The following is a 25,057-nucleotide window of genomic DNA, read 5'->3' on the forward strand; positions in this document are numbered from 1 at the left end:
AATTCAGCCAGCCGCCTCAGGCTCCAGCACAAAGTCGAACTTCAGCGTGTGGAACGGCTTGGCCTGCACGCTGCCGTCCGGCGCAATGCCATCGCGGTGCGAGACGAAGTCGCCGATCAGCGAATTGCGCACGCCGAAGACCGCATCGCTGTCGAGGTACTCGTCGCCATCGCGGAACACGTGCGTGATGAGCGTCTCGTAGCCCGGTGCCTTGATCATGAAGTGCACGTGCGCAGGCCGCCAAGGATGGCGCTTGGTGGCCCGCAGCATCACGCCCACCGGCCCGTCCGTCGGGATCGGGTACGCGACAGGCATCACACCGCGAAACCACAGCCTGCCCTCGGCATCGGTACGGAACACAGCGCGGCCCTGCGGGTGATCGAGGCTCGCCCGCTGCACGTCATAGAAGCCTTCCGCATCCGCCTCCCACACGTCCACCTCCGCATCCGCCACGGGCTCGCCATCGCGACCGCGCACGGTCGTGTTGACGAACAGCGGCTCGCCCTTGGCGCCGCCCGAGATGTCGCCGCCGAGCGGGAGCTTCGGCGCACCCGGCACGTGGAAGGGGCCGAACACGGTCGCCTCGGTTGCCTGCGCGCTCTTCGCGTGATTGAGTGCCACCGTGAGCATCGAAAGGCCCAGCGTGTCCGACAGCAGGATGAACTCCTGCCGCTTGTCGCTGCACTTCTGCCCCGTCGCGGTCAGGAACTCGATGCCCGCTGCCCATTCGGCCTCGGTCAGCTTCACCTCGCGCGCGAAGTCGTGCATGTGGCGAACGAGCGCCGACATGATCTCCTTCAGCCGCGGGTCCTCGCACTGCGCCATGCGGTCGAGCACGGCGGCGGTGATGGTGTGTTCATTGATGTTTCGCATGGGGATGGAACTCCAGGTCGGAAGGATGGGCCGAAGGTGCGCTTCTCTTGAGGCTGGCCGGGCTGCCCGTCACCAGGCGCCGCTGCGTCGGAAACAGCGACCAGCCCCAGCGCTGTTGTGCAAAGCCCCACAGGCCTTGCTTGAAGAAGATGGTGACCACGATCGCCAGCAAGCCCAATCCGAGCAAGTACCAGGTGCCGTAGTCGCTCAGGAACTTGTTGAGCGCCCAGAAGATGAGCGCACCCACCAACGGCCCCTCGATCCGGCCGATGCCGCCGATGACTACCATGAAGATCGCGAACGCGGTCCAGTTGACGCTGAAGGCCGCATCCGGGCTGATGCGCAGGTTGCCGACGAAGTAGAGCGCACCCGCCAAGCCGGCACCGAAGGCCGCGACGACGTACACCGCGAGCTTCATGCGTGCAACGGGAATGCCCTGTGATTCGGCCGCGACCTCGTTGTCGCGGATCGCGAGCAGCGCCAGGCCGCGCTTGCTGCGCAGGAACAGGTAGACCAGCGCAATCGCCGCCACCACGCAGGCCAGCGCCATCCAGTAGGTGACGCTTTCGCGGGTCGCCTTCTCGATGCCGCGCAAGGCGGTCAGCGTGGTGCCCGAGCCGCCGCCCACGGCAGACACATTGGCAAAGCTCAGGCGGAACACCTCGGCGATCACCCAGGTGCCGATCGCGAAGTAGCCCCCCGACAGCCGGAAGGCCACGAAGGACACCGGCACCGCGATCGCGCCGGCCGCCAGCGCACCCAGCGGAATCGCGATGAAGGGGTTGACCCCGGCGAAGTTGCCGAGCATCAGCATCACGTAGCCGCCAAAGCCGAAGAAGGCCTGCTGCCCGATGCTCACCATGCCGCCGTAGCCCGCGAGCAGGTTCCACATCATCGCGAAGATGAAGTAGCAGGCGATCTCGACGAACTCGCGCATCCAGCTCGATTCGCCCCAGAAGGGCAGGCTCGCAGCGAGCACGACGAGCGCGATCGCCATCCACAGCGCGGAGCGGCTCGTGGCCGTGCTGCGCACGACGTCGAAGGTTGGAGAACTCGTCATCTCGTCATCCACGTGTCTTGGGAAAGAGGCCCTGCGGCCGCAGGACCAGCACGAGCAGGAACACCAGGTGGCCCATCCAGATGCCCCATCCGGGATCGAGCCGGAAGCCGATCTGCTGCGTGATGCCCAGGATCATCGCGCCGGCCAGCGTGCCCCAGAACGAGCCCATGCCGCCGATGATCACGGCCTCGAAGGCGAAGAGCAGCAGCAGCGGCCCGTCCGATGGCGACACCGTCGTGCGCATGCCCTGCAACGCACCGGCCACCGCGATCAACACGAAGGCGATGGCGGTCGCCAGCGCGTAGACCTTCTTCGCGTTGAGCCCCATCAGTTCGGCGATCTCGCGGTCGTCCGACACGGCGCGGAAGGAGCGACCGAGCGCCGTGTTCGCGAACAGCCATTGCAGCGCGCCGGTCGCCACCAGCGCAATCGCCAGCACGATGAGCGGCAGCACGCCGAGCGACAAGTACTCGCCGATGCGCAGCCCCTGGGTGTTGAGCCCACCGGTCTCGATCGACCGCGGATCGGCCGAGAACACTTCGAGCAGCAGGTTCTGGATCACGATCGAGAGGCCGAAGGTCACGACCAGCGACGGCAGCGGGTCCTTGCCCAGCGTCCCGTTGAGCACATAGCGCTGCAGCGCGTAGCCGAAGCCGAAGGCGACCGGCAGCACCGCGAGCGTGATGAGCAGCGGCGCGTCGCCGAACAGCGTGGTACCCGCGATCACCGCGAAGGCGCCGAGGATGATGAAGTCGCCCTGCGCGGTATTGGTGAGGCGCATGACGCCGAACATCAGCGACTGCCCGAGCGCGAACAGCGTGTAGAGGCCGCCGAGCAGGATGCCCTGGAGAACAGTTTCAAGCACGTTGGGTGTCCTTGTCTCGTCGCTCAAAGGCCGAAGTAGGCTTGGGAGATCTGCTCGCGCGTGAGGGCGTTCGAGCGCCCCTGCAGCGACACGCGCCCTTCCTGCAGGCAATAGATGCGTTGCGACACGCGCTGTGCCATGGTCACGTCCTGCTCCACGATCACCACCGTCATACCTTCGCGCGTGATGTCGGGCATCGCGGCATAGATCTCGCGGATCACGATCGGCGCAAGGCCCAGCGAGAGTTCGTCGCACAGCAGGACTTCGGGATTGCTCATCAGCGCACGGCCCAGCGCCACCATCTGCTGCTGGCCACCGGAGAGCGCCGTGCCGGGGTTGTGGCGCTTCTCGGACAGGATGGGGAACAGCGCGTAGAGGCGATCCAGGTTCCACGGCCCCTTGCGTCCTGTGTGGCCGCCGATCTGCAGGTTCTCTTCGACGCTGAGGCTGGGGAACAGGCGGCGCCCCTCCGGCACCATCGCAAGCCCGCGCTTCACGATCTCGCCGGGCGGCAGGCCGCCGATCGCCTCGCCCTTGAAGTGAACGGCGTCGCGTGGCGCGCGGACCAGGCCCGTGAGGCACTTGAGCAAGGTCGACTTGCCTGCGCCATTCGATCCGATGACGGCGACCAGTTCGCCTTGCGAAAGCGAGAAGTCGACACCGAACAGCGCCTGCGCGTCGCCGTAGAAGGCCTTGAGGCCGCGGGCTTCCAGCAAGGCGGTCATGCTTCCATCCCCATGTACACGCGCCGCACCTCGGGATCGTTCATGACCGCCCGTGGCTCGCCTTCCGCCAGCTTCTGCCCGAAGTTGATGACGAACAGCCGGTCGGCCAGCGACAGCAGCGCATGCACCACATGCTCGATCCAGATCATGGTCACGCCGCGCGCCTTGATCTCCTGAAGCTCCTCGACCAGTTGGCGCGCCTCAGGCTCGGTCAGCCCGCCCGCGATCTCGTCGAGCAGCAGCAGCTTCGGGCGCGTCGCGAGCGCGCGAGCGAGTTCCAGGCGCTTGCGGTCCAGCAGCGTGAGCCCACCGGCTGGCTTGTTCGCGTGCGGCATCAGGCCCGTCTGCACCAGCACCTCGTGCGCCGTCTGCCAAGCGTCCTGCTCGCGCTCCTGCGCGCCGAAGCACGCGGCGGTTACCAGGTTCTCGAACACGCTCATGTTGCCGAAGGGCTGCGGCACCTGGTAGCTGCGGCCGATGCCGGCGTGGCAGCGCTGGTGCGGCTTGAGCGTGGTCACGTCCCTGCCCTCGTACTCGACACGGCCCGCATCCACGCGCACGTCGCCCGAGATCAGGTTGAACAGCGTGGTCTTGCCCGCGCCGTTCGGCCCGAGGATGCCCAGCGTCTCGCCCTCGGTCACCGCGAGCGTGATGTCGTCGGTGACCTTGAGCGCCCCGTAGGACTTGCTGACGGCGTGGAGTGCGAGCAACGTCATGGTGCTCAAGCAGGCATCGGCCGAAGCTTGCCGCCGACGGGAATGTTGGTTGCGGCCTCGTTGCTCACGATCGTCAGCTCGTACTTGTACTTCTGGCCCTTGCCCCATTGGCCGAGCACCAGTGGCGTCTTGCTGACGTTCTTGAACGGCCCCTGCCCGCCCCACTTCACCGGGCCGACCACCGTCGCGAGCGAGGTCGCGGCCACCGCATCGCGGACGTCCGAAGCCTTTACCGACTTGGAACGCGACAGCGCATCGGACGCCACCTCGAACAAAGCATGCGCAAAGCCGATCGGCTGCGTCCACTGCTTCTTCGCGCCCGCCTCGTAGGCTTCGGCCAGCGACTTGGCGCTCTGCTTCGTCAGGCTGGAGGTGAAGGGATGCGAAGGGCTCCACCACACCTCGGTCGACAGCCCGTCGCCCAGGTCCCCGAGCGCCTCGATCGCGCCAGGGAACAGCAGCGCCTTGCCGAGCGTGATGATCTTCGGCCGGAAACCCTGCTGCCGCGCCTGCGTGAGGAAGGTCTTGGCGTCGGGCGGGATCACCACGCCCGTGACGATCTCGACGCCATCCTTCTTGAAGGCCGCGATCTGCGCGCTGAAATCCTGCGTGCCGTTCTGGAAGCGCCCCGGGTCGACCAGCGTGAAGCCCATCTGCGACAACGGCTTCGGGAAGCCGAGCTCCTTGTCGCCCCACGCGTTGCCGTCACCGTCGTTCGGAAAGAGCCCCCCGACCTTCTTGTTGGTCGGCACGGTCTTCCAGCCGTTCGTGAAATTGGCAATGACGTCCTCCAGCCCCCAGAACAGGTGGTACGTCCAGTTGAAGCCCTTCGCCGGATCGCCCTTGCGTCCGAAGAACCATGGCTGCCACGGCACCACGCTGGAGACGCAGGGCACCTCGTTGAGTTCGCAGGCATCGCTGACCGGGTTGGCGGTCTCGGGCGTACCCGCGGTGAGCACGAGCGCGACCTTGTCCTTGAGGATCAGGTCGTTGGCGACCTCGCCCGCACGGTTGGGGTTGGACTGGCTGTCCTTCAGCACGATCTGCACGTCGTACTTCTTGCCGCCGACGCTGATGCCGTCCTTGAAGGCGGTCTTCATCTGGTCGATGACCCACTTGTCCGCCTCACCGAAGGGCGCGAGCGGGCCGGTCTGCGGCGACACGTAGCCGATCTTGAGCGTGTCCGCCGCGAAGACCAGCGGTGTCGCGCCCGTGGCCGCCAGCGCCGCGGCAGCCTGGGTGAACTGTCTGCGATTCCATGACATGGTTGTCTCCTTCTTTCTTTCGTTCGTTCTCTTCCTGCACAAATCGCTGACGGCTTCAGAGCGGCGGGTCGCCGTCGAAGGCCCTCTGGAGCAGCGCTCGGATCGCGTCGCGCTCGGCGGGCCCGAAGGGCCGCGGGTTCCAGTAGGGATTGCTCACCGCGAGGTCGGCTGCGCGGTCGAGGTCCTCGGCGCGCATGCCGATGTCCTTGAGCGCGACGGGCGCGCCGTTGTCACGGGCGAGCGCAAAGAGCCCCGCGGCCGCCGACTCGGTGCCGAGCGACTGCGCGATGCGGTCCATGGCCCGTGGCGCCGCGTCCGCGTTGAAGGCGATCGCATGGGGTAGCACCACCGTGTGCACTTCCGCATGCGGCAGGTTGAAGCTGCCGCCCAGCGTGTGGCACAGCTTGTGGTGCAGCGCCATGCCGACACTGCCGAGCACGCTGCCGCAAAGCCAGGCGCCATACAGCGCATCGCCTCGCGCTTCGATGTCGTCGGGCCGCAGCCGGATCACCGGCAGGGCGCGCGCGATCGCGGCGATGCCTTCGCGCGCCATCAGGTCCATCACCGGATTGCTGTCCTGCGCGTAAAGCCCTTCGGCCGCGTGCGCGATCGCGTTGATGCCGCTGGTCACGCTGAGGCCCACCGGAAGGGTGCGCGACAGTTCCGGGTCGTAGATCACCGTGCGAGGCAGCACGCGCGCATCCTTGCCCGTCTTCTTGAGCCCGGCTTCGGTCAGGCCGTAGATCGGCGTCATCTCGCTGCCGGCGTAGGTGGTCGGGATCGCGAGGATCGGCAGGCCGGAGTCGAGCGCGATGGCCTTGCCCAGTCCTGTCGTCGAGCCGCCGCCGATGGCCACGGCGCAGTCGGCATCGAGCCTGCGCGCGACTTCTCGGGCCTCGCGGGCCGTCTCGATCGGCACGTGCATCACCGCCCGGTCGAAGATGCCGGCTGCGTGCGCGCCGAGCATGTCGGCCACGCGCTCGGCCTGGCCGCGCTGCTCGGGCGTGGACAGCACCAGCGCGCGCCGCGCTCCCAGCGCGTCGATTTCGCGGGCGAGATGGCGGAGTGACCCGGCGCCGAAGACGACGCGCTGGGGGTGGCTGGTGTAGATGAAGTCGCGCATGGTGTTCAGCGTTGGAAGTGAGGAGGGATCTGGGCGTCGATATTGACCCAGACGCTCTTCACCTGCGTGTACTCGCGCATCGCGTCGAATCCCATCTCGCGGCCGTAGCCGCTCTGGCCGACGCCGCCGAAGGGCGAGCCCGGGTTCACGCGCTTGTAGCTGTTGATCCAGACCATGCCTGCGTGCAGGTCGCGTGCCACCCGGTGGGCGCGCTGCAGGTTGCTGGTCCACAGGCCGCTGCCGAGCCCGTAGTCGGTGCCGTTGGCGATTTCCATCGCCTCCTCGTCGGTCTTGAAGGTGAGCACGGTGACGAAGGGGCCGAACACCTCCTCCTGCGCCACGCGGTCGCGGTACGACCTGGCGCGCACGATGGTGGGCTCGACGTAGCAGCCGCGCGCCAGCTCGCCGCCGGGCGATTTGCCGCCCGCGAGCACCTCGCCGCCCTCGCCCCTGGCCACCTCGACGTAACTCAGCACACGCTCGCGATGCTGCGCGCTGGTGAGCGGGCCCATCTCGGTCGCGTCGTCGAGCGGGTTGCCGAGCCGGATGGACTGCGCCAGCGGAATGAATTGGTCGAGGAAGGCATCGGCGATCTTCTCGTGCAGCATCAGCCGCGAGCCCGCGATGCAGGCCTGCCCCTGGTTGTGGAAGATGGCCCAGGCGCTGCCGTTGACCGCCGCAGGCAGGAAGGCATCCTCGAATACGATGTTCGGCCCCTTGCCGCCGAGTTCGAGCTGCACCTTCTTCAGGTTGCCCGCGCTCGCCTGCACCACGCGGCGGCCCGTCGCCGTGCTGCCGGTGAAGGCGATCTTCGAGATTTCCGGATGCTCCGCGATGTACTGGCCCACGACGTGGCCCAGCCCCGGCACCATGTTGACCACGCCGTCGGGCATGCCGGCCTCGGCCATCAGCTCGACGATCTTGAGCGAGCTGAGCGGCGTGATCTCGGCCGGCTTCATCACGATGCAGTTGCCGGCCGCCAACGCGGGCGCCATCTTCCAGCTCGTGAACATGAGCGGGAAGTTCCACGGCACCACCTGCCCGACGATGCCGACCGGCTCGCGCAAGGTGTAGTTGAGGAAGCCCGCTTCGACCGGAATGGTCTCGCCCTGGAACTTGTCGGCCATGCCGCCGAAGTAGCGGAAGCAGGCCGCCGTGCGCGGCACGTCGAGCTTGCGCGAATCGCGCACCGGATGGCCCGTGTCCAGCGATTCGAGGCGCGCGAGTTCCTCGGTGTTGGCTTCGATCAGATCCGCAAGCCTGAGCAGGATGCGCCCGCGGTCGGCCGCCGCCATGCGGCTCCACGCCGGAAAGGCGCGCTTGGCCGCGGCCACGGCCTTGTCCACATCGGCCTTGCCCGCGAGCGCCACGTCCGCGATGGTGGAGTTGTCGTGCGGGTTCAGCGTCGCGAGCGTCTCGCCCGATTCGGCTTCGACGAAACGCCCGTCGATGAAGAGCTGGCGCCGGATGGGCGTCTTGAGGCCGGCGGCCTGCTGGATGTCTGCGAGGTTCATGTCGTTCGATGTCAGTTGGGGGCGATCCATGGATAGCGGGCGGTGTCCTTGCCGGCGTAGTCCGGGTCCAGATAGATGAAGCAGCGCTGGATCAGCCAGTCGCGGACCTCGAACACGTCGCACCACCGGCCGGCGCCCCATTCCGGCACGCCGGCGCGCCACGGACCGTCCGCATGCTCGCCGTAGCTCGTGCCTTCGCACGCGAATAGATCGGTGCCCGAGAAGATCCAGTTGAAGCCCGCGTAGTCGTGCCGGATCGATTTGCCCCGGCTGCCGACTTCGCCGAACAGCTTGCCGATCTGCTCCTTGCCGTTGGCCAGGCCCCACTTGGGGAAGTACACCTGCGCGTCGTCCGCGAACAGGTCCAGGATCGAGCCGCCGGTGGACGTCACGCCGCCGTTGTCGTAGGCCTTGAGGTATTCGAGCGCCACCGACTTGCGTTGCTCGTCGGTCATGGATTGACGGGTGAGGGCCATGGTGTGTCTCCTTCTTCGCTGGGACCCGGTACGGACGGGTCATCGACGGCACGACGCCGCGCCGGCACGGAACCGGCCGCGACCTGCCTGGAATCTGTCTCCTCGCGACGAGCGCTGCGCGGTCGGCTGCGCTCGATGGGTACGTCCTAGAACTCGACGGGGATTTCCGGGCTCTCGCCCTTCTGGATCTCGTAGACAAGGCTCGGCGAGCCGTTCTCCCAGACCAGCAGCATCGAGCGCTTGGGGCTGTAGCCCTGATGGCGGCAGTAGGCGGGCATGGCGGCCATGTCGCCGGCTTTCATGATCACGCGCGCCATCGGCTTGCCGGTGTTCTTGTCGCCGCAGTCCCAGTGGATCTCGTCGGTCATCTGGAAGAACCACTCGACCCGATCGTTGCCGTGGATGATCGGCAGGATGTGCTCTTCCGTGGTCGGGCACATGTAGCTGTGCTTGACGACCGAGGTGAAGCTCGGGTTCCACGTGACCTGCGAGCGGCTCAGGAAGCCGAAGAGATTGAAGGCGTGCACCTCGTTCTCGAATCCCGGCTCGGGGTGCAGTTCGGGCTGGCCCTGCGGCACGTCGGCGAAGGCGCGGTTGACGGGCGCGCCGCGCTCGTCGCTGCGCAGGTCCAGGTCGCCCTTCAGGCCGACGCAGCGCTTGGCGAGTTCACGCGCGCGGGTGATCTTGGCCGTGTTGTTGCCCTTCTTGCGGCCGTAGGGCGAGCCGGTTTCCTGCGGTGCCGAGAAGGGGTCGAAGCTCTCGTTGGTCCAGTCGTCGAGCATGGCCTCGAAAGTGGCGCGGATCTGCGCGGTCGGGAAGTTCTCCAGCATGTCGATGTCGGCTTCCTTCATCGTGCCGTTGAAGCTGCCCGCATAGAGGTCGACCGACTGGTAGTGGTTGACCGTGCCGACCACGTCGTCGAAGTTGACCCATCCATAGAAGAAGCCCCAGGCCACGTCGCGCATCAGCGCACGCAGGTAGTTGCCGATGTCCATCGTGTGGCTCATCGGGCGGCCGTCGCGGGTCTTCCAGGTGATGTGGGCGAAATACTCGTCGCGGCGGAAACCGAAGCTGCCGAGCGAGAAGTCCTTGTAGCCGAGCGTGGCGTCTGGCTGCGACGCGATGACCTTGGCGAGTTCAGCGGGTGCGTTCATGGTGATGCTCCTCGTGGCTCAGTGCGTCTGGCAGATGTCTGCCCACTTTTCGACGGAGAGGTCGCCCTTGCAGGTCTGCAGGACGATCACGCCGGGGGCGCCCGCGGTGCGGAACTGATAGGCGGTGTTCTTCGGCAGCAGGCCCTGGTGGCCGCGCGTGAGCTTCATCCAGCCCATCTTGGAGCCCTTGGGTTCGCCCTTCACGAGCACGGCGCCGTTCTTCTCTTCGTCAGAGACGGTCTGGCTGGCATCGAGCTTGACGAGGTGCACCTCGACCTCGCCGTCCATCACCAGCGCGAATTCGTCGTGGGCGCTGGTGTACCAGGGCGATGTGCCTTCGGCGCGCAGCGTCTCCAGCACATAGATCTGGTTCTGGCCGAACACGACCTTCTCGTAAGGCTTGCTCTTGCTCGCGATGTCGAAACAGTTCGAGAACGCGTAGTGGCGCACGTCATCGGCAATGGGCTCGACGTGGCCCTTCTCGTAGTGCTTCAGGGACCCGAAGCGGGTCTGGTAGGCGGCAGTCATGGTGTGTCTCCTCTGGGTGCCAACAAGGCAGCGGGGGCTGCGATGTGTGCACTTTAGGAAACAGGGGGCGGCTCCGGTAGGCCTCAAATCCGGGCCGCATTGTTCGCGAAATACGGTCAATCCGCAGGGTTTACCCGGGACTGCCGTCATCGACGGCGCGAGCGCCTCAGGCGCGTTCGGCGAGCCGGCTTTCCAGCCGCTGGATCAGCCGGCCCAGTTCGGCCATGTCGGTGCCATTGAGCAACGGGCCCGGCCGGCGCACGTAGGCGGAGCGGATGGCGCCGCGGCGCTTGAGCGTTTCCTTTCGCAGCGCCAGGCCGAGGCCGTATTGGAACTCGTGGCGCAGGAGCGGCAGGTACACGTTGAAGAGGTCTTCCGCCTCTTCCGCGCGGCCTTCGTCGAACAGCTTGCAGACCTGCACCAGCATTTCCGGATAGGCGAAGCCGGTCATGGCGCCGTCGGCGCCGCGCAGCATTTCCTGCGGCAGGAACAGGCCGCCATTGCCAACGAGGATGCTGATGCGGCGCCGGCCGGCCGACGCGCTCTGTTCGCGCACATCGCTCAGCTTGCGCATGCCGGGGAAGTCCTCGTGCTTGAGCATCACCACCTGTGCGAAATCGTCGACGAGCCGATGGATGACCGATACCGACATGTGCACGCCCGTCACCTGCGGAAAGTCCTGCAGGCAGATCGGGATCTGGTCGCCCATCAGGCGGGCGACGGTCGCGTAGTAGTTGTAGACCTGGTCGTCGGTCTTGAGGTTGGCGACCGGCGCCAGCATGATGCCGGCCGCGCCCTTGTCCATCGCCGTCTTCGACAGCCGCTCCACATGCCGGTTGGATGCATGGCTCACGCCCACCACCACCGGCACCCGCCCGTCGACGCGCTGGAGGACGCGGTTCATCACCGTCAGCGTCTCCTCCTCGGTGAGCTTCGGCGCTTCGCCCATCATTCCAAGGATGGTGAAGCCCGTCACGCCCTTCTCCAGGTAGAAGTCGGTGAGGCTGTCGGTGCTTGCGAGGTCGAGTTCGCCTTCGTCGGTGAACGGCGTGGCCGCAATGATGTAGACGCCTTTCGACGTTTCGCTGAGCTTCTCGGTCATCGGATTCCTTCGGATCAAAAATGGGTTGTGTTCGCGCGGATGCGCGGGGCGGACGGGGTCAGGCGGCCTTGCGGCGGGCGCGCCGGTTTTCGAGCCGGGCGAGCCAGCGCGTGAGCGGCCACAGCAGCGCCAGGTACATCAGCGCCGCCAGGACCACGGGCGAAGGGTTGTAGACCAGCGATTGCGCGTCGCGCGCCGCGCGCAGCAGTTCCGGCAGGGCGACCACGCTGGCGATGCTGGTGAGCTTCACCACTTCGATGCTGTTGCCGACCAGGTCGGGCATGACGTTCTTCACCGCCTGCGGGATGACGACGAACTGCAGCGCCTGCCGGCGATCGAGTCCGGTCGAGCGCGCCGCTTCCATCTGGCCCGCCGCCACCCCTTGCAGGCCGGCCCGGAAGACTTCAGCGAAGTAGCTGGCGTTGTTCAGCACGAAGGCCAGCGCGACGGCTGAGACCTTGCCCAGTTCGACGCCAAGGAAGGGACCGCCGAAGTAGATGAGGATGAGCAGCACCAGCGGCGGGAAGGCGCGGAAGAAGTCGATGTACGCGACGATGCTCCAGCGAACCGCGCGGCTGCGCGATTGCGTCAGGCCCAGGGCCAGCGCCAGACCGGCGGCGGCGCCGAGCGGAATCACCAGGGCCGACAGCCACACCGTCGCCCACAGCCCGCGAAGCAGGTAGGGAAAGACGGCCGCATAGACCTCGAGGTTGAAGAAGTTCTGGATCAGGCTTTCCATGCACCTACCTCCGCTGCCAGCGTTGTTCGAGCCATCGGGAGAACACCACCAGCGGCACGAAGACCACGAGGTAGGCCAGCGCGCCCATCATCAGCGGCGTGGGATTGCCGGCGTAGCTGCTCGCGCCTTGCGCGTTGTTCAGGATTTCGTTGAGCGCGACGACCGAGCCCAGCGCCGTGTTCTTGGTGATCGAGATCACGCGGTTGGTCAGCGGCGGCACCGCGCGGCGCAGCGCCTGCGGCAGCACGACCCAGCGCATCGCCTGCCACCAGCGCATGCCGGTGGAACGCGCGGCTTCCATCTGGCCCGCGGGCAGCGCGGAGATGCCGGCCCAGATGCTCTCCTCGGCGTAGGCGGCCAGCACCAGCGACAGGGCCAGCCATGTCACGGCGAAGGCGGACATCGGCAATCCGACGGCGGGCAGGCCGAAGTACAGGACGATCAGCACCACCAGCGCCGGCAACGAGCGCATCACGTCCGCGAAGGCGACGACCGCCCATGTCAGGCTGCGGCGGCCCAGCGAGCGCACGATGGCCAGCAGCAGGCCCAGCAAGGTGCCGGTCAAGACCACCGCGACGCCAACCGACACCGTCACCAGCGCACCGGCCGCGATGTTCGGCCAGTACTGCTTCGCGACGGCGAGGTTGAAGAAGGTGAAAGCGAAGCCGCTCTCGGCGCCCGTCATGACCGCCTGCTTCCGTAGCGGGCCAGAAAACTCTGGGTGCGCGCCTCGCGCGGACGCTCGAAGACGTCCGCGGCCGTGCCCTGCTCGACCACGACGCCGCCATCCATGAAGACCACCTTGTCGGCGGCCGCATGGGCGAAGGCCATTTCGTGCGTGACGACCAGCATGGTCATGCCCCGCTGGCGCAGGTCGCGCATGACGTTGAGCACGTCCTCGACCAGCTCCGGGTCGAGCGCGCTCGTCGGCTCGTCGAACAGGATCACGTGCGGCTTCAGGGCGACGGCGCGCGCGATGCCGACACGTTGCTGCTGCCCGCCCGAAAGCTCGGAAGGCAACGACCGCGCCTTGGCCCCAAGGCCCACCTGCTCCAGCGCAGCCTGCGCGAGAGACTCGGCCTCGGCCTTGCTCCGGCGCTGCACCTTGCGCAGTGCGAGCGCGACGTTGTCGAGCGCGGTCAGGTGCGGGTAGAGATTGAACTGCTGGAACACCATGCCCACGTTCTGCCGCAGGCGGTTGATGTCGACGCGGGGCGAGGTGACCTCATGGCCGTTGGCCATGATGCGTCCGCCGGTCGGTTCCTCCAGCAGGTTGCAGCAGCGCAGCATCGTGCTCTTGCCGGAACCGGAGGGCCCGATCACGCAGACCAGCTCGCCCGCATTCACCTGCAGGTCCACGCCGCGCAGCACCTCCGTGCTGCCGTAGGACTTTCTCAGGCCGCTGATTTCCAGGATGGGCGCACTCATGAAGCCAGGGAGCACTTGGGCGTCACGGGCGTCGGGTCGTAGCCATCGGTGCCGGGCACGCCGGTGCCGGGTGCGATCTTCACGGCGGCATCATCGGGGCCGGGCTGGAAGCCGAACCACTTCACTGCGAGCTTGGAGAGCGTGCCATCCTTCTTCATGCACTTGAGCGCGTTGGATGCCGCATCGCGGCCGGCCTTGTCGTCGAGCCGGAAGGGCAGCGCCCAGACCAGGCCCGTCTTGATCGTGTAGCTGGTCTTGAGCGTCGGGTTCTGCTTGGCGGCCCAGGCCACGACGGTGGTGCCGGCGAGGTTGTAGTCCGCGCGGCCGGACTGCACGGCCTGCACCGCGTCCGCATTGGCGCCGTAGACGTCGAACTTGAATCCGTACTTCTCGGCGTTCTCGCGGGCCCAGCCTTCGTAGTTGGAGCCCTTGTTGACGGCGACGGTCTTGCCCTTCAGGTCTTCCAGCTTCACGACGGGCGGCGTCGTCTTCGCGCCGAGGAAGGTGTAGTCGGTGTCGAGGTAGCCCTCGGTGAACAGCAGCGACTTGGCGCGCTCGGGCGTCACGGTGACCGGCGCCACGAGAAAGTCATAGCGACGGCTGTTGAGGCCGGGCACGAGGCCGGAGAACTCCGCGCCTTCGATCTCGATCTTGCGGCCCAGCCGCTTGGCCAGTTCCTCGCCCAGGTCGATGTTGAAGCCCTGCACGCCACCGCCCAGCTTGGCCATGGCGTGCGGCGCGAAGGTGGCGTCGACCGCAGAGCGCAGCGGCGCCTGGGCCTGGGCCGCGGTGGCGCCCCAGCACAGAAGGAGAAACGGAACGGCGCGCAGGCGCAACGAGAAACTCTTCATGGATCAACTCCTGGGTGATGTCGTTGGGTATCGCTGGAGATCGGCCGACGGGGCGACCGACAGAAAGGATGAAACTCAGCCGGCGCGATCGAGCCCGACGAGGGCGCTGAATCGGCCGCGATCGCCCGCTGCGGGCGGACGGTTCACGAGTGGATCGGGACGCCCGCGCGGGATGTACTCGCCCGTGCCGCGCTCCACCTGCAAGGCGTTGTCGCGCACCACGCAGCGGCCACGGCTGAAGACCTGCTCGGGCCAGCCGCGCAGGGTGTAGCCCTCGTACGGCGTGTAGCCGACGCGGTCGTGCAGCATGCTGGCGCTGACCTCCACCGTGCGCTCGGGGTTCCACAGCACGACGTCGGCATCCGCGCCCACGCTCAGGCTGCCCTTGCGCGGCGCCAGGCCGTACATGCGGGCATGGTTGGTCGACGTGAGCGCGACGAACTCCTCGATGCTGATCCGGCCCTTCATGACGCCCTCGGAGAACAGCAGCGGCAGCCGCAGCTCGATGCCGGGCACGCCATTGGCCATTTCCTTGAAGGTCGTGGCGTCACCTTTCGGCAGCTTGCCCGAGGCATCGAAGCGGTACGGCGCATGGTCGGACGAGTAGACGCCCAGCGTGCCGTCCTTCAGGCCTGCCCAGACCGCTTCCTGCGAGTCGGCGTCGCGCGGCGGCGGGCTGCAGCAGAACTTGGCCCCTTCCATGTCGGGCTTGTCGCTGTCGTCGGCCGTGAGAAAGAGGTATTGCGGGCAGCTCTCCGCATACACCGACGCGCCGAGGCTGCGCGCATTGCGGATGACATCCACCGTCTCGCGGCCCGCCACATGGACGATCAGCACCGGCACGTCGACCAGGCGCGACAGCGCGATCGCGCGGTGCGTCGCCTCGGACTCCGCCAGCGCGTCGTGCGCGACGGCGTGGAACTTCGGCGCCTTGTGGCCGCGCTCCAGCAAGCGGTGCGCGATCCAGCGGATCATGTCGTGGTTCTCGGCGTGCATCATCACCAGCGCGCCCTCCTCGCCGGCGACCGACAGCACGTCGAGCAACTGGTAGTCGTCGAGCTTGAGCTTGTCGTAGGTCATGTAGACCTTGAGCGAAGTGATGCCGTCGCGGATGACTTGCGGCAGGTGCTCGCGCAGCGCCGTTTCGTCCGGGTTGGTGAGGATCAGGTGGAAGCCGTAGTCGATCACCGCCTTCTCGCGCGCCAGGCGGCCATAGTCGGCCACCACCTGGGGGATGCTGTCGGCACGGTGCTGGGCGGCGAAGGACAGGATGGTGGTCGTGCCGCCGAACGCGGCCGAGACAGTGCCCGAGTAGAAATCGTCGGCGCACATCACGCCCATGCCCGAGAGTTGCTCGATGTGGCAGTGGCTGTCGATGCCGCCGGGCAGCACCCAGCGGCCGGTCGCATCGACGTCGCGGGTGCCCGCCGGCAGATTGGGCGCGATCGCCGCGATCACGCCGTCGACGATGCCGATATCGGCGTGGAAGGTCGCGTCGGCATTGCTGATGCGGCCGTTGCGAATCGTCAGGTCGAAGCTCTGGGAAGTCATGGCTAGAAGGTTCCAGGGTACGAGCCGCCGTCGAGCAGCAAGTTCTGTCCGGTGATGAAGCCCGCCTGGGCACTGCACAGGTAGGCGCAGGCGTCGCCGAACTCGTGCGGTTCGCCGAAGCGACCGGCCGGGTTCGCGGCGCGGCGGCGTGCGAGCACCTCGTCTTCGGGCACGCCGTGGTCTTGCGCCCACTGGCGCGCGGTCTCGCGCAGGCGATCGGTCTCGAAGGGGCCGGGCAGGAGGTTGTTGATGGTCACGTTGTGCGCGACGGTCTTGCGGGCCAGCCCGGCCACGAAGCCGGTCAAGCCGGATCGCGCGCCGTTGGACAGGCCGAGGATGTCGATCGGCGACCGGACGGCCGCCGAAGTGACGTTGATGATGCGCCCGAAGCGCCGCTCGATCATGCCGTCGACCGTGGCGCGGATCAGGGCGATGGGCGCCAGCATGTTGGCGTCGAGGGCCTCGATCCAGGCTTCGCGGTCCCAGTCGCGAAAGTCGCCCGGCTTCGGGCCGCCGGCATTGGTCACAAGGATGTCAGGCGCCGGATGCACGGCCAGCGCTGCTTCGCGCCCCTCGGGGGTCGTGATGTCGGCGACCACGGCATGCACCTCGACGCCGGTGGCGCGGCGGATGTCCTGCGCCGTGGCTTCGAGCGCCTCCCGGCCGCGCGCCACCAACGTCAGGCTGACGCCCTCGCCGGCCAGCGACAGGGCACATGCACGGCCCAGCCCGCGGCTGGAAGCGCACACCAGCGCATGGCGCCCCTCGAGCCCCAGCTTCACTTCGATCCCGCGCCGTTGAAAGAGGGCACCCGCGATTCAGCGGGGGGAACACAAAGGGTGCGGGTCGGCGGGCAAGGCATGTCGGACAACTCGGAATGGCGTTTCGATGGGGCCATTATTCCGACGCCGTTTCGCGATGTCGTGTGACAGTTTGGCTGACATGCTTAACATCGTGTTAAGTGCCTTCGGTGGAAACCCGGAAGCCCTCGCGCAGCATCACCTGCTGCAGAACCTCGACGAAGGACTGCGCCAGATGCGACATCGGCTCGGTCCGCAGCCGCACCAGTGTCGCCTTCATCACCGGCGCATTGACCACCGGCCGCACGACGAACTTGCTCGCCGACCAGCTCCGGGCGGAGAACTCGTCCACCAGCGCGATGCCGGCCCCGGCCTGCACGAGCGCGCAGGCGTTCTGCGGGGAGCCGGCCTCGATGGCGGCACGCACGGTTTCGCCGTTCGCCTCGAAAAGGGCCGCCACCATGGCCCCGAAGGGCGAATTGCGGTCGTACGAGATGAAGGGGAACGGCAGCAGGTCGGCCACGGCCAGGGTCGAGCGGCGCGCCAGGGGATGGTTGTAGGGGCAGATGCAGACCAGGCGCCCGCTGCCCAGTTCCTCCATCTCGAGGTTCGGGTGGTTGACCGGCAGGATGGTGACGGCCAGGTCGGCCTGGCGGTTGAGCAGGCGCTCCATCAGCGGCGCGTGCCCCAGGTAGTGGAAGGTGAGCTTGACCTGCGGATGGTTGTGCCGGTATTCGGCCATCGCCATCGGTATCACCATCTGCCCCACGCTCGGGCTCGCGACCAGGTTCAGGATGCCTTCCTGGTTGTCGCTGAGCTCGCGGGCCAGTTCGTTGACGCGCTTGACGCCCGCATAGACCTGCTCCACCTCGTGGAACAGCTTCTTGGCTTCGGGCGTTGCGTACAGCCGGCCCCGGATGCGCTCGAACAGCGGGAACCCAACGCGGCTTTCGGTGTGGGACAGCAGCCGGCTGACGGCCGGCTGCGACACGAACAGAAGTTCCGAGGCGCCGCGGATCGAGCCGGTGATCATGACGGCGCGAAAGACCTCGATCTGCCTGAGATTGAATGACATGGCGATTGGACCAAATAACAAGGTGTTAATGATGACGCATGAATTGGCAAGTGTGGAACGGGCGACCCGCTCCTAAACTGCGGCCCGTCGCCGGCACCCCGCCGCGCCACCGCAGGACCCCATGAGCCAGACCCTCTACGTCATCAACCCCAACAGCAGCGAGGCCGTCACGGCCGGCATCGACGCCGCCATGGCCCCGCTGCGCCGGCCCGAAGGCCCCGCGATCCGGTGCGTCACGCTGGCCGACGGCCCGCCGGGCGTGCAGACGCAGCACGACGTCGACCGCGCCGCACTGTCGGTGCGGCGCTTCGCCGAGGCGCATCTCGAAGGCACTGCCGCCTTCGTCACTGCCTGCTTCAGCGACCCGGGCCTGCACATGCTGCGCGAGATGCGCGGGCCCTTGGCCTTCGGCATCAGCGAGTGCGCCGCGCTGACGGCGCTCACGCTGGGACAGAGCTTCGGCGTGATCGCGATCCTGCCCGCCTCCATACCGCGCCACTGGCGCACGTGGGGCGCGATGGGCATCCAGCAGCGCGTGGCGGGCGAAGTGGCCATCGGCCGCACGGTGTCCGAGTTGTCCGACCAGACCGCCACGCTGGAGGCCATGATCGCCGCAGGCCGGCGGCTGCGCGACGAGAACGGCGCCAACGTGCTGGTGATGGGCTGCGCCGGCATGGCGCCCTTTCGCGCGCCGCTGCAGGAAGCGACCGGCCTGCCAGTGGTCGAGCCGACGCAGGCTGCGGTTTCCATGGCCCTTGGCCGTATCCAGCTTGGATGGTGAGGCCGTCATGACTGCACCCATGAGCATCACCCACCCCCAACTGTTCCAGCGCCTGCATGCCGCCGTCGGCGACGCGGGCCTGATCACCGACGCGGAGGGCAAGGAGCCTTTCGAGGTCGACTGGCTGAAGAAGTGGCACGGCCGCAGCTGCGTCGTCGTCCGCCCCGCGAACACGGCCCAGACCGCCGAAGTCATGCGCATCTGCCACGAGACGCACACGCCGGTCGTCACGCAGGGCGGCAATACCGGCATGAGCGGCGGCGCCACGCCCGACGGCAGCGGCGCGCAGGTCGTGCTCAGCACGGTGCGAATGAATGCGATACGCGAGGTCGATCCGCTCAACAACACGCTGACCGCCGAAGCCGGCGTGCTGCTGGCCCATATCCAGGAAGCGGCGCAGGAAGCGGGCCGCTTCTTTCCGCTGAGCCTGGGGTCGGAAGGCAGTTGCACGATCGGCGGCAACCTCGCCACCAATGCCGGCGGCATTGCCGTGCTGCGCTACGGCAACGCGCGCGAACTCGCGCTCGGCCTCGAAGTGGTGCTGCCCGATGGCCGCGTCTGGAACGGCATGCGCGGATTGCGCAAGGACAACACGGGCTACGACCTGCGCGATCTCTTCATCGGATCGGAAGGCACGCTGGGCGTCATCACCGCCGCGGTGCTGAAGCTCTACCCGCGGCCTGTCGCGCGCTCGACCGCATGGGTCGGCGCCGAGAGCATCGATGCCCTGGTGCAGCTTCTGGCGCAGATGCGCGCGGTGTGTGGCGAGCGACTGGTCGCGTTCGAGATGATGTCGAACGAATCTCTCGAACTCATCCTGCAGCATGTGGCGGACGTGCGGGCGCCCCTCGGCGCTTCGCATGCGTTCCACGCCCTGATCGAGCTGGCCGACACGCAAGGCGAAGGCCTGGCCGATTTGCTGGAGCGCGGCCTGGGCGATGCTCTGGAGCAAGGGCTGATCCAGGATGTCGTGGTCAGCGTGACCGGCGCGCAGACACAGGCTTTCTGGAAGATCCGCGAAGGCATCTCGCAGGCGCAGGTCCGCGCGGGCAAGGCCGTGAAGCACGACATCGCCCTCCCGATCTCGGCCATCGCCGCGTTCGCCAGCCAGGCCGATGCCGCCCTGCGCGCCGAACTGCCGGACGTGCGGATCATCAACTTCGGGCACCTGGGCGACGGCAACCTGCACTACAACGTGCTGCTGCCGCTCGGCACGCCAGGCGAAGAACTCGCCGGGACCACCGAGCGGCTGAACCGCATCGTCCACGACCTCGTGGCGGCTGCCAACGGCAGCATCAGCGCCGAGCACGGCGTCGGCCAGCTGCGGCGCGACGAACTGCGGCACTACAAGTCGGACATCGAGTTCGATCTGATGATGCGCATCAAGCAGTCGCTGGACCCGAACCAGATCATGAATCCGGGCAAGCTGATCTAGCAGCGCGCCTCCCATCTCAATCAAAGGATCGAACACACCATGGACCTTGGACTTTCAGGGAAGACAGCGCTCGTGCTTGGCGCGGGCGGCGGACTCGGCAGCGCCATCGCGCGCACGCTGGCCAGCGAGGGCGCGCGCGTCGCTCTCGCCGACATCGACCCGGCGGCCGTGAACGCCGTCGCCGAACAGATCCGCACGGACGGCGCACAGGCCATCGCGCTGCCGTGGGACCTCGGCGACCTGTCGGTCATCGACGCCAACATCGCGCGCATCGAGCGCGAGCTGGGCCCGGTCGACATCCTCGTCAACAACACCGGCGGCCCGCCGCCGACGCCCGTGTCGGGACAGAGCAGCGAGACGTGGTCCCGCCACTTCCAGAGCATGGTGATGTCGGTCATCGCCATCACCGATCGCGTGCTGCCGGGCATGCGCGAGCGCCGGTTCGGGCGGGTCATCACCAGCACCTCGTCGGGCGTGGTGGCGCCGATCGCCAATCTCGGTCTTTCCAACGCGCTGCGGCTGTCGCTCGTGGGCTGGTCCAAGACCCTGGCGCGCGAAGTCGGCCGCGAAGGCGTGACCTGCAACGTGGTCCTGCCCGGGCGCGTGGCCACCGGCCGCATCCGCTTCCTCGACGAACAGAAGGCCAAGCGGGAAGGCCGCACCGTCGAAGAGGTGTCTGCCGAAAGCACCGCGAGCATTCCGCTGGGACGCTACGGCGAACCGCAGGAATACGCAGATGTGGTTGCCTTCCTGGCGAGCCGGGGCGCCTCGTACGTGACGGGCTCGGTCATTCGCGTGGACGGCGGCCTGCTCGCTAACATCTGAGCACCATGCTCATTCTTCGCACGTCCACCGCCTCCCCTTTCGGCCGCAAGGTCCGGATGGCCATCGGCACGCTCGGGCTGACATCGCAGGTGGAGGTCGTGAACGCCGACACCAGCGATCCGCACGACAGCCTGCGCCAGCAGAACCCGCTGGGCAAGATCCCGACGCTGATCCTGGAGGACGGCGAGGCGCTCTTCGATTCGCGTGTGATCGTCGAGCATCTCAACGCGATGGATGGGCGCGACATCCTGATCCCCGCAGGCGTGGAGCGCATCGGGGTGCTGCGGGAGCAGGCCCTCGCCGACGGGCTGATGGACGCGGCCATCCTGCAGATGTACGAGATCCGCTTCCGGCCGCCGACGCATCACGTCGAGTCGTGGCTTGCGCACCAGCGCGGCAAGGTGGAGCGCGCGCTCGATTTCGCGGCGACCCGATTGCCCGTGCGCCGGCCGGCAGGGCCGCACATCGGAGAGATCACGCTGGCCGCCGCGCTGGGCTACCTGGATTTCAGGTTCCATGGCAAATGGCGCGCCACGCACCCGGCACTGGAAAGCTGGCTCGACGAATTCGCAGGCCGCGTGCCCGCCTTCGCCGAAACCGCGCCCTGAGCTTCAATTGACGGGCTGCGGCTCCGGAAAAGTCCATGTGCCGCTGAGGATCTCGGCACGTGGGCGGTAGAGGCGCACGGTGTAGTTCCAGCCGGCCGTCGTGGGCAGGCAGTTCGGCGTCTTGCCGTCGCAGCCGCCGAACTGCATCGCGATCGAACCGTCGGCGTCCTTCTTCGCGGTCAGGTTGTTCAGCGTGTAGGCATTGGCGGGGTTCTTCTGGAAGTAGCCTGCCTTGTTGTAGACGCTGACCGACCAGAAGGCGTCCACCGGCACATCCTTGACCCGGAGGCGATACACGGTCTTGCCGTCGTTCTTCGCCGGCGCGACGTTGAGGTAGGTCGCATCCTTGTCCGGATTGCCGCCCCAGGCCGCCGCCGCGCCGACCAGGCGCCGCACCGGATCGACCTCCTCCTTGGTCCCGAAGGCCTTCCTGAAATCCGGAAGGGTCGTGGACAGCACGATCAGCGCGTCGCGCACCTTCTTCTGGCTCGCCGGGTCCCAGTTCGGCATCTCGAGCCGGCCGGGCCCCTGCTGGCTGACCTTGATCGCATCCTGCAGGGCATGCACCTGCCTGATGTCGTCCGGACTGTTCGGGTCGACCAGCGTGCGCACGCCGACGACGACGTAGCGCGTGCCGACGTGCTCCTTGCTCAACGTGTGCGTTCCAGCGCCGTAGAAGACGTTCGGCACGTAGTGGTCCTCGTTGATGACCTGCATCGACATGAAGCGCTGGCCCGGGTCGGGCATCGTGATCGTCACCGGCCCGGCATCGAGGTCGAACACGCCCGACGAGTACAGCGTGTCGCGATTGAGGCGGATGACGGTCTGCTTGTCGATCGAGGCAGGCTCGCGGCGATGAAGGAACTTGCCGATGCCGCCGTCCTTGAAGAGGCCCGTGATGTACAGGTCGGACTCCGCGCGGACGAAGTTGTCGACCGTGACGGGCACTGCAGCGCCGGCGGCCGCGTGGCAGAGGCTGACGGCCAGCAGGGAGGCGCTCAAGGCGCAAGTGGTCGGGCGAAGTCTCATGCCGGGGTTCCTGGGGTGGAGTTGACCGATCCTAGTCACGATCCCTCCTGCCCGGAATTGCACTTTGGTGCCACGGGCGTCAGGCGTCCGCGATGAGCCCCTCCGGCAGAAGCCCCCGATCGATCATGGCGGCGTCCCACGGCGGCACGCGCGTGAATGCGGCGGTGAGGTGCTCGATGAAGAGCCTGAGCTTGAACGCGTTGCGCGAGGTGCCCGCATAGACCGCGCTCAACGAGAACGAAGACAGCTGATGCTCCGGCAGCACCACCTGCAGGTCCCCGCGCAGGATCGAATCGCCCGCGACCAGGGTCGGCAGGCAGACGATGCCGGCATGCTCCATTGCGTATTCGCGCAGCAGGTGGACGCTGTTGGTCAGCAAGGCGGCGCTCATGTACATCGTCACCTGCTCGCCCGCGTGATGAAAGGTCCAGCGGTCGCGCGTCGGGTAGCCCGAATAGAGGCCGAGCGTGTGCTTGTGCAGGTCGCGCGGGCTTTCCGGCGTGCCGTGCGTGCGCAGGTATTCGGGCGTGGCGCAGAACACGCGGCGCACGGGGAAGAGCGAGCGCGACACCAGCTCGGTCGATGCCGCCGGGAAGATCTGCAGTGCACAGTCGACGCCGGCCTTGACCGGGTCCACCACGGAGTCGCTCACGATCAGTTCCAGGTGGATGTCCGGAAAGCTGACCTGGAACGCGCGCAGCAGCGTCGCGAAGTGCCCGAGCACGAAGCCGGTCAATGCATGGATGCGCAGCGTGCCCGTCGGCCCGGCTCGCGCGTCGCGCATCTGGTCCATGATGTCGTTGGCCCGTCCGACGAGTTCCGTGCAATCGCGCAGGAAGGCCTGCCCCACGTCGCTGAGCCGAACGACGCGCGTGCTGCGATGAAAGAGCGGCGCGCCGACGTGGTCTTCGAGCTGCTTCACGCGGCTGGTGACCACCGACTTGGCCACGCGCATCTGCCGGGCAGCCTCCGCGAAGCTCTGCGTTTGCGCGACGCGAACGAATGTCTCAATGTTTTCGAGGCGGTCCATGGCTTGGCAATGTACGGCGGGCTGCCCAAACCGTTCTGAGGGTCGGTGCTAACCTCGGTGGATGTTCAATCCCTCCCAAGAGGAAGTGCGTCGTTTCTTCTGCGACGTCTTCGCCAAGAGTCGCCGCGGCGAGCCGATGGAAGCGCTCGAAGTCATCGCCAGCCGCTGGATCGACGAGCACCCCGAATACCACGCCGACCTGTCTGACGCCGATGCGGCGGTGGCGCGCGTCTACGACGGCAAGGACGGCCGCGAGAACCCCTTCCTGCACCTGTCCATGCATCTGTCGATCAGCGAGCAGTGCTCCATCGACCAGCCGCGCGGCATCCGCCAGGCGGTCGAACTGCTGGCAGCGCGCCGCGACTCGCTGCTCGACGCGCACCACGAGGCGATGGAATGCCTCGGCCAGATGATGTGGGAAAGCCAGCGCGCCGGCCGACCGCCCGATGGCGAGGCCTACGTAGCCTGCGTTCAGCGGCGCGCGACGCGCGACTGAGCCGCGCCGGCCTCGCGCAGCAGCGCGATCAGCGTCTGCCGTGCCAGCGACGGCTCGGCGTCACTACGCAGCAGCAGGCCCACCGGTTCATCGGTGCCGGCGGTGTCGATCGCCAGCCGCACGAGATGGCCCGATGCGAGGTCGTCCCAGGCCGCACCGATCGGCGTGAACCAGACGGCATCCGAACGCACCGCCAGCGCGCGGGCGACCGACAGGTCCAGCGTCTGCGTGGCGTGCGCGGGCAACCGCAGCCCCAGACCGGACAGAAAGCTCTCCGTGTGATGGCGCGGAATCGTCCCTTCGCCGTAGACGACGAGCGGATGGTGCAGCACGTCCTGCACCGACGGCGAGCCGCCGGCCAGGGGGTGACCCGGCCGGGCGACGATCGCGAGCGGCTCCGTGTAGAGCAACTCGAATGTCAGGCCGGTCATCAACTGCGGATCGCTCATGCGGCCAGCGACCAGGTCCAGGTCCCCGGCGCGCAAGGCATCGAGCAGTGGCGCATTGGCGCCTGTCTGCACGATCACTTGGAGCGTTGGCATCCGCTCGCGGAGGCCGACCAGCGCTGGCGGCAGCAACGAAGGCGCAACGCTGGGCAGGGCGCCGATGCGAAGCCGCTGGGGCCGGGCACCCGATGCCGGCATGACCGCCTCGGCGCTGGCATCCACCGCCTCCAGCACGCGCAATGCATGCGCCAGCAAATGCTCGCCTGCCGCGGTAAAGCCCTGGATACCGCGGCGGCCCGCGGTGCCGCGCTCCACCAGTCGCGCGCCCGCCAGATCCTCCAGCTCGGCCAGGGTCTTCGAAATCGCCGGTTGGCTCAAGGCCAGCCGCTCGGCAGCGCGCGCCAGATGGCGCTCCTGCGCGACCGCCACAAGGCAGCGCAGATGCCGCAACTGGACGCCGCGGACAAAGGCTTCGGAGCTGGAGGCCATTGAATTACTGCCGGTTATGAAAAAACGTCAATCCGTCAATTTACATCAGCATTTCGCATGAATACAGTTCCGG

Annotated in this window: 27 protein-coding genes; 5 read left to right on the forward strand and 22 right to left on the reverse strand. The window is 67.3% G+C overall.

The annotated features are described in order from the left end of the window. Positions 1-3 precede the first annotated feature (3 nt). From QTH90_RS22715 to QTH90_RS22805, 19 genes are all read right to left on the reverse strand, one after another. The gene (locus QTH90_RS22715) at positions 4-873 is read right to left on the reverse strand and encodes an intradiol ring-cleavage dioxygenase (protein ID WP_286666837.1); all 870 of its coding nucleotides are present in this window, start codon (positions 871-873) and stop codon (positions 4-6) included. Further along, positions 857-1,933, reverse strand: a complete 1,077-nt coding sequence (locus tag QTH90_RS22720) for a branched-chain amino acid ABC transporter permease (protein ID WP_286666838.1) — start codon at positions 1,931-1,933, stop codon at positions 857-859. Before QTH90_RS22720 ends, QTH90_RS22715 begins: the two co-directional genes overlap by 17 nt. A 4-nt stretch (positions 1,934-1,937) precedes the next feature. Beyond that, positions 1,938-2,798 carry a branched-chain amino acid ABC transporter permease gene (locus tag QTH90_RS22725; protein ID WP_286666839.1) on the reverse strand — a complete coding sequence of 287 codons (861 nt, stop codon included), beginning with the start codon at positions 2,796-2,798 and terminating at the stop codon, positions 1,938-1,940. 23 nt (positions 2,799-2,821) lie between these two features. After that, positions 2,822-3,523, reverse strand: coding sequence for an ABC transporter ATP-binding protein (locus tag QTH90_RS22730; RefSeq protein WP_286666840.1), 702 nt, complete (start codon positions 3,521-3,523; stop codon positions 2,822-2,824). Further along, entirely contained in the window at positions 3,520-4,239 is a 720-nt protein-coding gene (locus tag QTH90_RS22735; RefSeq protein WP_286666841.1) for an ABC transporter ATP-binding protein, read from the reverse strand. The genes QTH90_RS22730 and QTH90_RS22735 overlap by 4 nt, the downstream gene beginning before the upstream one ends. Positions 4,240-4,244: 5 nt before the next feature. Next, on the reverse strand, positions 4,245-5,504 hold the full coding sequence (locus tag QTH90_RS22740; protein WP_286666842.1) for an ABC transporter substrate-binding protein: 1,260 nt from the start codon (positions 5,502-5,504) through the stop codon (positions 4,245-4,247). A gap of 55 nt (positions 5,505-5,559) precedes the next feature. Further along, positions 5,560-6,627: a maleylacetate reductase gene (locus QTH90_RS22745; RefSeq protein ID WP_286666843.1), complete on the reverse strand. Its 1,068-nt coding sequence runs from the start codon at positions 6,625-6,627 to the stop codon at positions 5,560-5,562. A gap of 5 nt (positions 6,628-6,632) precedes the next feature. Beyond that, positions 6,633-8,096, reverse strand: a complete 1,464-nt coding sequence (locus QTH90_RS22750) for an aldehyde dehydrogenase family protein (protein ID WP_286667009.1) — start codon at positions 8,094-8,096, stop codon at positions 6,633-6,635. A gap of 56 nt (positions 8,097-8,152) precedes the next feature. Beyond that, a complete protein-coding gene (locus QTH90_RS22755) occupies positions 8,153-8,617 on the reverse strand; it encodes a nuclear transport factor 2 family protein (RefSeq protein WP_286666844.1) in 465 nt (154 codons plus the stop codon). A gap of 146 nt (positions 8,618-8,763) precedes the next feature. Continuing rightward, entirely contained in the window at positions 8,764-9,771 is a 1,008-nt protein-coding gene (locus QTH90_RS22760) for a hydroxyquinol 1,2-dioxygenase (protein ID WP_286666845.1), read from the reverse strand. Positions 9,772-9,789: 18 nt separating this feature from the next. Beyond that, positions 9,790-10,299, reverse strand: a complete 510-nt coding sequence (locus QTH90_RS22765; protein WP_286666846.1) for a cupin domain-containing protein — start codon at positions 10,297-10,299, stop codon at positions 9,790-9,792. 166 nt (positions 10,300-10,465) lie between these two features. After that, the gene (locus tag QTH90_RS22770; RefSeq protein ID WP_286666847.1) at positions 10,466-11,401 is read right to left on the reverse strand and encodes a dihydrodipicolinate synthase family protein; all 936 of its coding nucleotides are present in this window, start codon (positions 11,399-11,401) and stop codon (positions 10,466-10,468) included. A 58-nt stretch (positions 11,402-11,459) separates the two neighbouring features. Continuing rightward, complete coding sequence (locus QTH90_RS22775; RefSeq protein ID WP_286666848.1) at positions 11,460-12,140, reverse strand: amino acid ABC transporter permease; 681 nt, start codon at positions 12,138-12,140, stop codon at positions 11,460-11,462. 4 nt (positions 12,141-12,144) lie between these two features. Further along, positions 12,145-12,825, reverse strand: a complete 681-nt coding sequence (locus QTH90_RS22780; protein WP_286666849.1) for an amino acid ABC transporter permease — start codon at positions 12,823-12,825, stop codon at positions 12,145-12,147. Next, positions 12,822-13,568, reverse strand: a complete 747-nt coding sequence (locus tag QTH90_RS22785) for an amino acid ABC transporter ATP-binding protein (RefSeq protein WP_286666850.1) — start codon at positions 13,566-13,568, stop codon at positions 12,822-12,824. The genes QTH90_RS22780 and QTH90_RS22785 overlap by 4 nt, the downstream gene beginning before the upstream one ends. After that, positions 13,565-14,419 carry a transporter substrate-binding domain-containing protein gene (locus QTH90_RS22790; RefSeq protein WP_286666851.1) on the reverse strand — a complete coding sequence of 285 codons (855 nt, stop codon included), beginning with the start codon at positions 14,417-14,419 and terminating at the stop codon, positions 13,565-13,567. The genes QTH90_RS22785 and QTH90_RS22790 overlap by 4 nt, the downstream gene beginning before the upstream one ends. Before the next feature lie 75 nt (positions 14,420-14,494). Continuing rightward, entirely contained in the window at positions 14,495-15,970 is a 1,476-nt protein-coding gene (gene hydA / locus QTH90_RS22795; RefSeq protein ID WP_286666852.1) for a dihydropyrimidinase, read from the reverse strand. Between the two features lie 2 nt (positions 15,971-15,972). Further along, the gene (locus tag QTH90_RS22800) at positions 15,973-16,752 is read right to left on the reverse strand and encodes an SDR family oxidoreductase (protein WP_286666853.1); all 780 of its coding nucleotides are present in this window, start codon (positions 16,750-16,752) and stop codon (positions 15,973-15,975) included. A gap of 175 nt (positions 16,753-16,927) precedes the next feature. Further along, on the reverse strand, positions 16,928-17,845 hold the full coding sequence (locus QTH90_RS22805) for a LysR family transcriptional regulator (protein ID WP_286666854.1): 918 nt from the start codon (positions 17,843-17,845) through the stop codon (positions 16,928-16,930). 121 nt (positions 17,846-17,966) lie between these two features. Between QTH90_RS22805 and QTH90_RS22810 the strand changes: the two genes are divergently transcribed. Genes QTH90_RS22810 through QTH90_RS22825 form a run of 4 tightly spaced genes read left to right on the forward strand, consistent with a single transcriptional unit; the run spans position 17,967 to position 21,494 of the window. Further along, positions 17,967-18,626 (forward strand): aspartate/glutamate racemase family protein, encoded by a 660-nt coding sequence (locus QTH90_RS22810; RefSeq protein ID WP_286666855.1) that lies wholly within the window; start codon positions 17,967-17,969, stop codon positions 18,624-18,626. Between the two features lie 19 nt (positions 18,627-18,645). Then, positions 18,646-20,061, forward strand: coding sequence for an FAD-binding oxidoreductase (locus tag QTH90_RS22815; protein WP_286666856.1), 1,416 nt, complete (start codon positions 18,646-18,648; stop codon positions 20,059-20,061). Positions 20,062-20,100: 39 nt separating this feature from the next. Then, the gene (locus QTH90_RS22820) at positions 20,101-20,886 is read left to right on the forward strand and encodes an SDR family oxidoreductase (protein ID WP_353506626.1); all 786 of its coding nucleotides are present in this window, start codon (positions 20,101-20,103) and stop codon (positions 20,884-20,886) included. Between the two features lie 5 nt (positions 20,887-20,891). Continuing rightward, positions 20,892-21,494, forward strand: a complete 603-nt coding sequence (locus QTH90_RS22825; RefSeq protein ID WP_286666857.1) for a glutathione S-transferase family protein — start codon at positions 20,892-20,894, stop codon at positions 21,492-21,494. Positions 21,495-21,497: 3 nt separating this feature from the next. Here the strand turns inward: QTH90_RS22825 and QTH90_RS22830 are convergent, their stop codons facing one another. Both QTH90_RS22830 and QTH90_RS22835 read right to left on the reverse strand, forming a co-directional pair. After that, positions 21,498-22,523, reverse strand: coding sequence for a DUF1254 domain-containing protein (locus QTH90_RS22830; protein WP_286666858.1), 1,026 nt, complete (start codon positions 22,521-22,523; stop codon positions 21,498-21,500). A gap of 79 nt (positions 22,524-22,602) precedes the next feature. Further along, positions 22,603-23,553: a LysR family transcriptional regulator gene (locus QTH90_RS22835; RefSeq protein WP_286666859.1), complete on the reverse strand. Its 951-nt coding sequence runs from the start codon at positions 23,551-23,553 to the stop codon at positions 22,603-22,605. 61 nt (positions 23,554-23,614) lie between these two features. On the opposite strand from QTH90_RS22835, the gene QTH90_RS22840 reads away from it, so the two are divergent. Further along, the gene (locus QTH90_RS22840) at positions 23,615-24,049 is read left to right on the forward strand and encodes a DUF1841 family protein (RefSeq protein ID WP_286615192.1); all 435 of its coding nucleotides are present in this window, start codon (positions 23,615-23,617) and stop codon (positions 24,047-24,049) included. On the opposite strand, the gene QTH90_RS22845 is transcribed toward QTH90_RS22840, so the two are convergent. Then, a complete protein-coding gene (locus tag QTH90_RS22845) occupies positions 24,025-24,984 on the reverse strand; it encodes a LysR substrate-binding domain-containing protein (protein WP_286666860.1) in 960 nt (319 codons plus the stop codon). The two genes, QTH90_RS22840 and QTH90_RS22845, sit on opposite strands and share 25 nt — an antisense overlap. Positions 24,985-25,057 lie beyond the last annotated feature (73 nt).

Origin of the sequence: Variovorax flavidus, from assembly GCF_030317145.1 — a bacterium.
Lineage (GTDB): Bacteria > Pseudomonadota > Gammaproteobacteria > Burkholderiales > Burkholderiaceae_C > Variovorax > Variovorax flavidus.

Coding starts and splice junctions, on each gene's coding strand:
- QTH90_RS22765 (WP_286666846.1), bottom strand. CDS start 10,299: ATGACTGCCGCCTACCAGACCCGCTTCGGGTCCCTGAAGCACTACGAG.
- QTH90_RS22780 (WP_286666849.1), bottom strand. CDS start 12,825: ATGACGGGCGCCGAGAGCGGCTTCGCTTTCACCTTCTTCAACCTCGCC.
- QTH90_RS22770 (WP_286666847.1), bottom strand. CDS start 11,401: ATGACCGAGAAGCTCAGCGAAACGTCGAAAGGCGTCTACATCATTGCG.
- QTH90_RS22835 (WP_286666859.1), bottom strand. CDS start 23,553: ATGGACCGCCTCGAAAACATTGAGACATTCGTTCGCGTCGCGCAAACG.
- QTH90_RS22720 (WP_286666838.1), bottom strand. CDS start 1,933: ATGACGAGTTCTCCAACCTTCGACGTCGTGCGCAGCACGGCCACGAGC.
- QTH90_RS22825 (WP_286666857.1), top strand. CDS start 20,892: ATGCTCATTCTTCGCACGTCCACCGCCTCCCCTTTCGGCCGCAAGGTC.
- QTH90_RS22745 (WP_286666843.1), bottom strand. CDS start 6,627: ATGCGCGACTTCATCTACACCAGCCACCCCCAGCGCGTCGTCTTCGGC.
- QTH90_RS22790 (WP_286666851.1), bottom strand. CDS start 14,419: ATGAAGAGTTTCTCGTTGCGCCTGCGCGCCGTTCCGTTTCTCCTTCTG.
- QTH90_RS22735 (WP_286666841.1), bottom strand. CDS start 4,239: ATGACGTTGCTCGCACTCCACGCCGTCAGCAAGTCCTACGGGGCGCTC.
- QTH90_RS22840 (WP_286615192.1), top strand. CDS start 23,615: ATGTTCAATCCCTCCCAAGAGGAAGTGCGTCGTTTCTTCTGCGACGTC.
- QTH90_RS22775 (WP_286666848.1), bottom strand. CDS start 12,140: ATGGAAAGCCTGATCCAGAACTTCTTCAACCTCGAGGTCTATGCGGCC.
- QTH90_RS22805 (WP_286666854.1), bottom strand. CDS start 17,845: ATGTCATTCAATCTCAGGCAGATCGAGGTCTTTCGCGCCGTCATGATC.
- QTH90_RS22845 (WP_286666860.1), bottom strand. CDS start 24,984: ATGGCCTCCAGCTCCGAAGCCTTTGTCCGCGGCGTCCAGTTGCGGCAT.
- QTH90_RS22820 (WP_353506626.1), top strand. CDS start 20,101: ATGGACCTTGGACTTTCAGGGAAGACAGCGCTCGTGCTTGGCGCGGGC.
- QTH90_RS22715 (WP_286666837.1), bottom strand. CDS start 873: ATGCGAAACATCAATGAACACACCATCACCGCCGCCGTGCTCGACCGC.
- QTH90_RS22810 (WP_286666855.1), top strand. CDS start 17,967: ATGAGCCAGACCCTCTACGTCATCAACCCCAACAGCAGCGAGGCCGTC.
- QTH90_RS22740 (WP_286666842.1), bottom strand. CDS start 5,504: ATGTCATGGAATCGCAGACAGTTCACCCAGGCTGCCGCGGCGCTGGCG.
- hydA (WP_286666852.1), bottom strand. CDS start 15,970: ATGACTTCCCAGAGCTTCGACCTGACGATTCGCAACGGCCGCATCAGC.
- QTH90_RS22830 (WP_286666858.1), bottom strand. CDS start 22,523: ATGAGACTTCGCCCGACCACTTGCGCCTTGAGCGCCTCCCTGCTGGCC.
- QTH90_RS22785 (WP_286666850.1), bottom strand. CDS start 13,568: ATGAGTGCGCCCATCCTGGAAATCAGCGGCCTGAGAAAGTCCTACGGC.
- QTH90_RS22815 (WP_286666856.1), top strand. CDS start 18,646: ATGAGCATCACCCACCCCCAACTGTTCCAGCGCCTGCATGCCGCCGTC.
- QTH90_RS22755 (WP_286666844.1), bottom strand. CDS start 8,617: ATGGCCCTCACCCGTCAATCCATGACCGACGAGCAACGCAAGTCGGTG.
- QTH90_RS22730 (WP_286666840.1), bottom strand. CDS start 3,523: ATGACCGCCTTGCTGGAAGCCCGCGGCCTCAAGGCCTTCTACGGCGAC.
- QTH90_RS22760 (WP_286666845.1), bottom strand. CDS start 9,771: ATGAACGCACCCGCTGAACTCGCCAAGGTCATCGCGTCGCAGCCAGAC.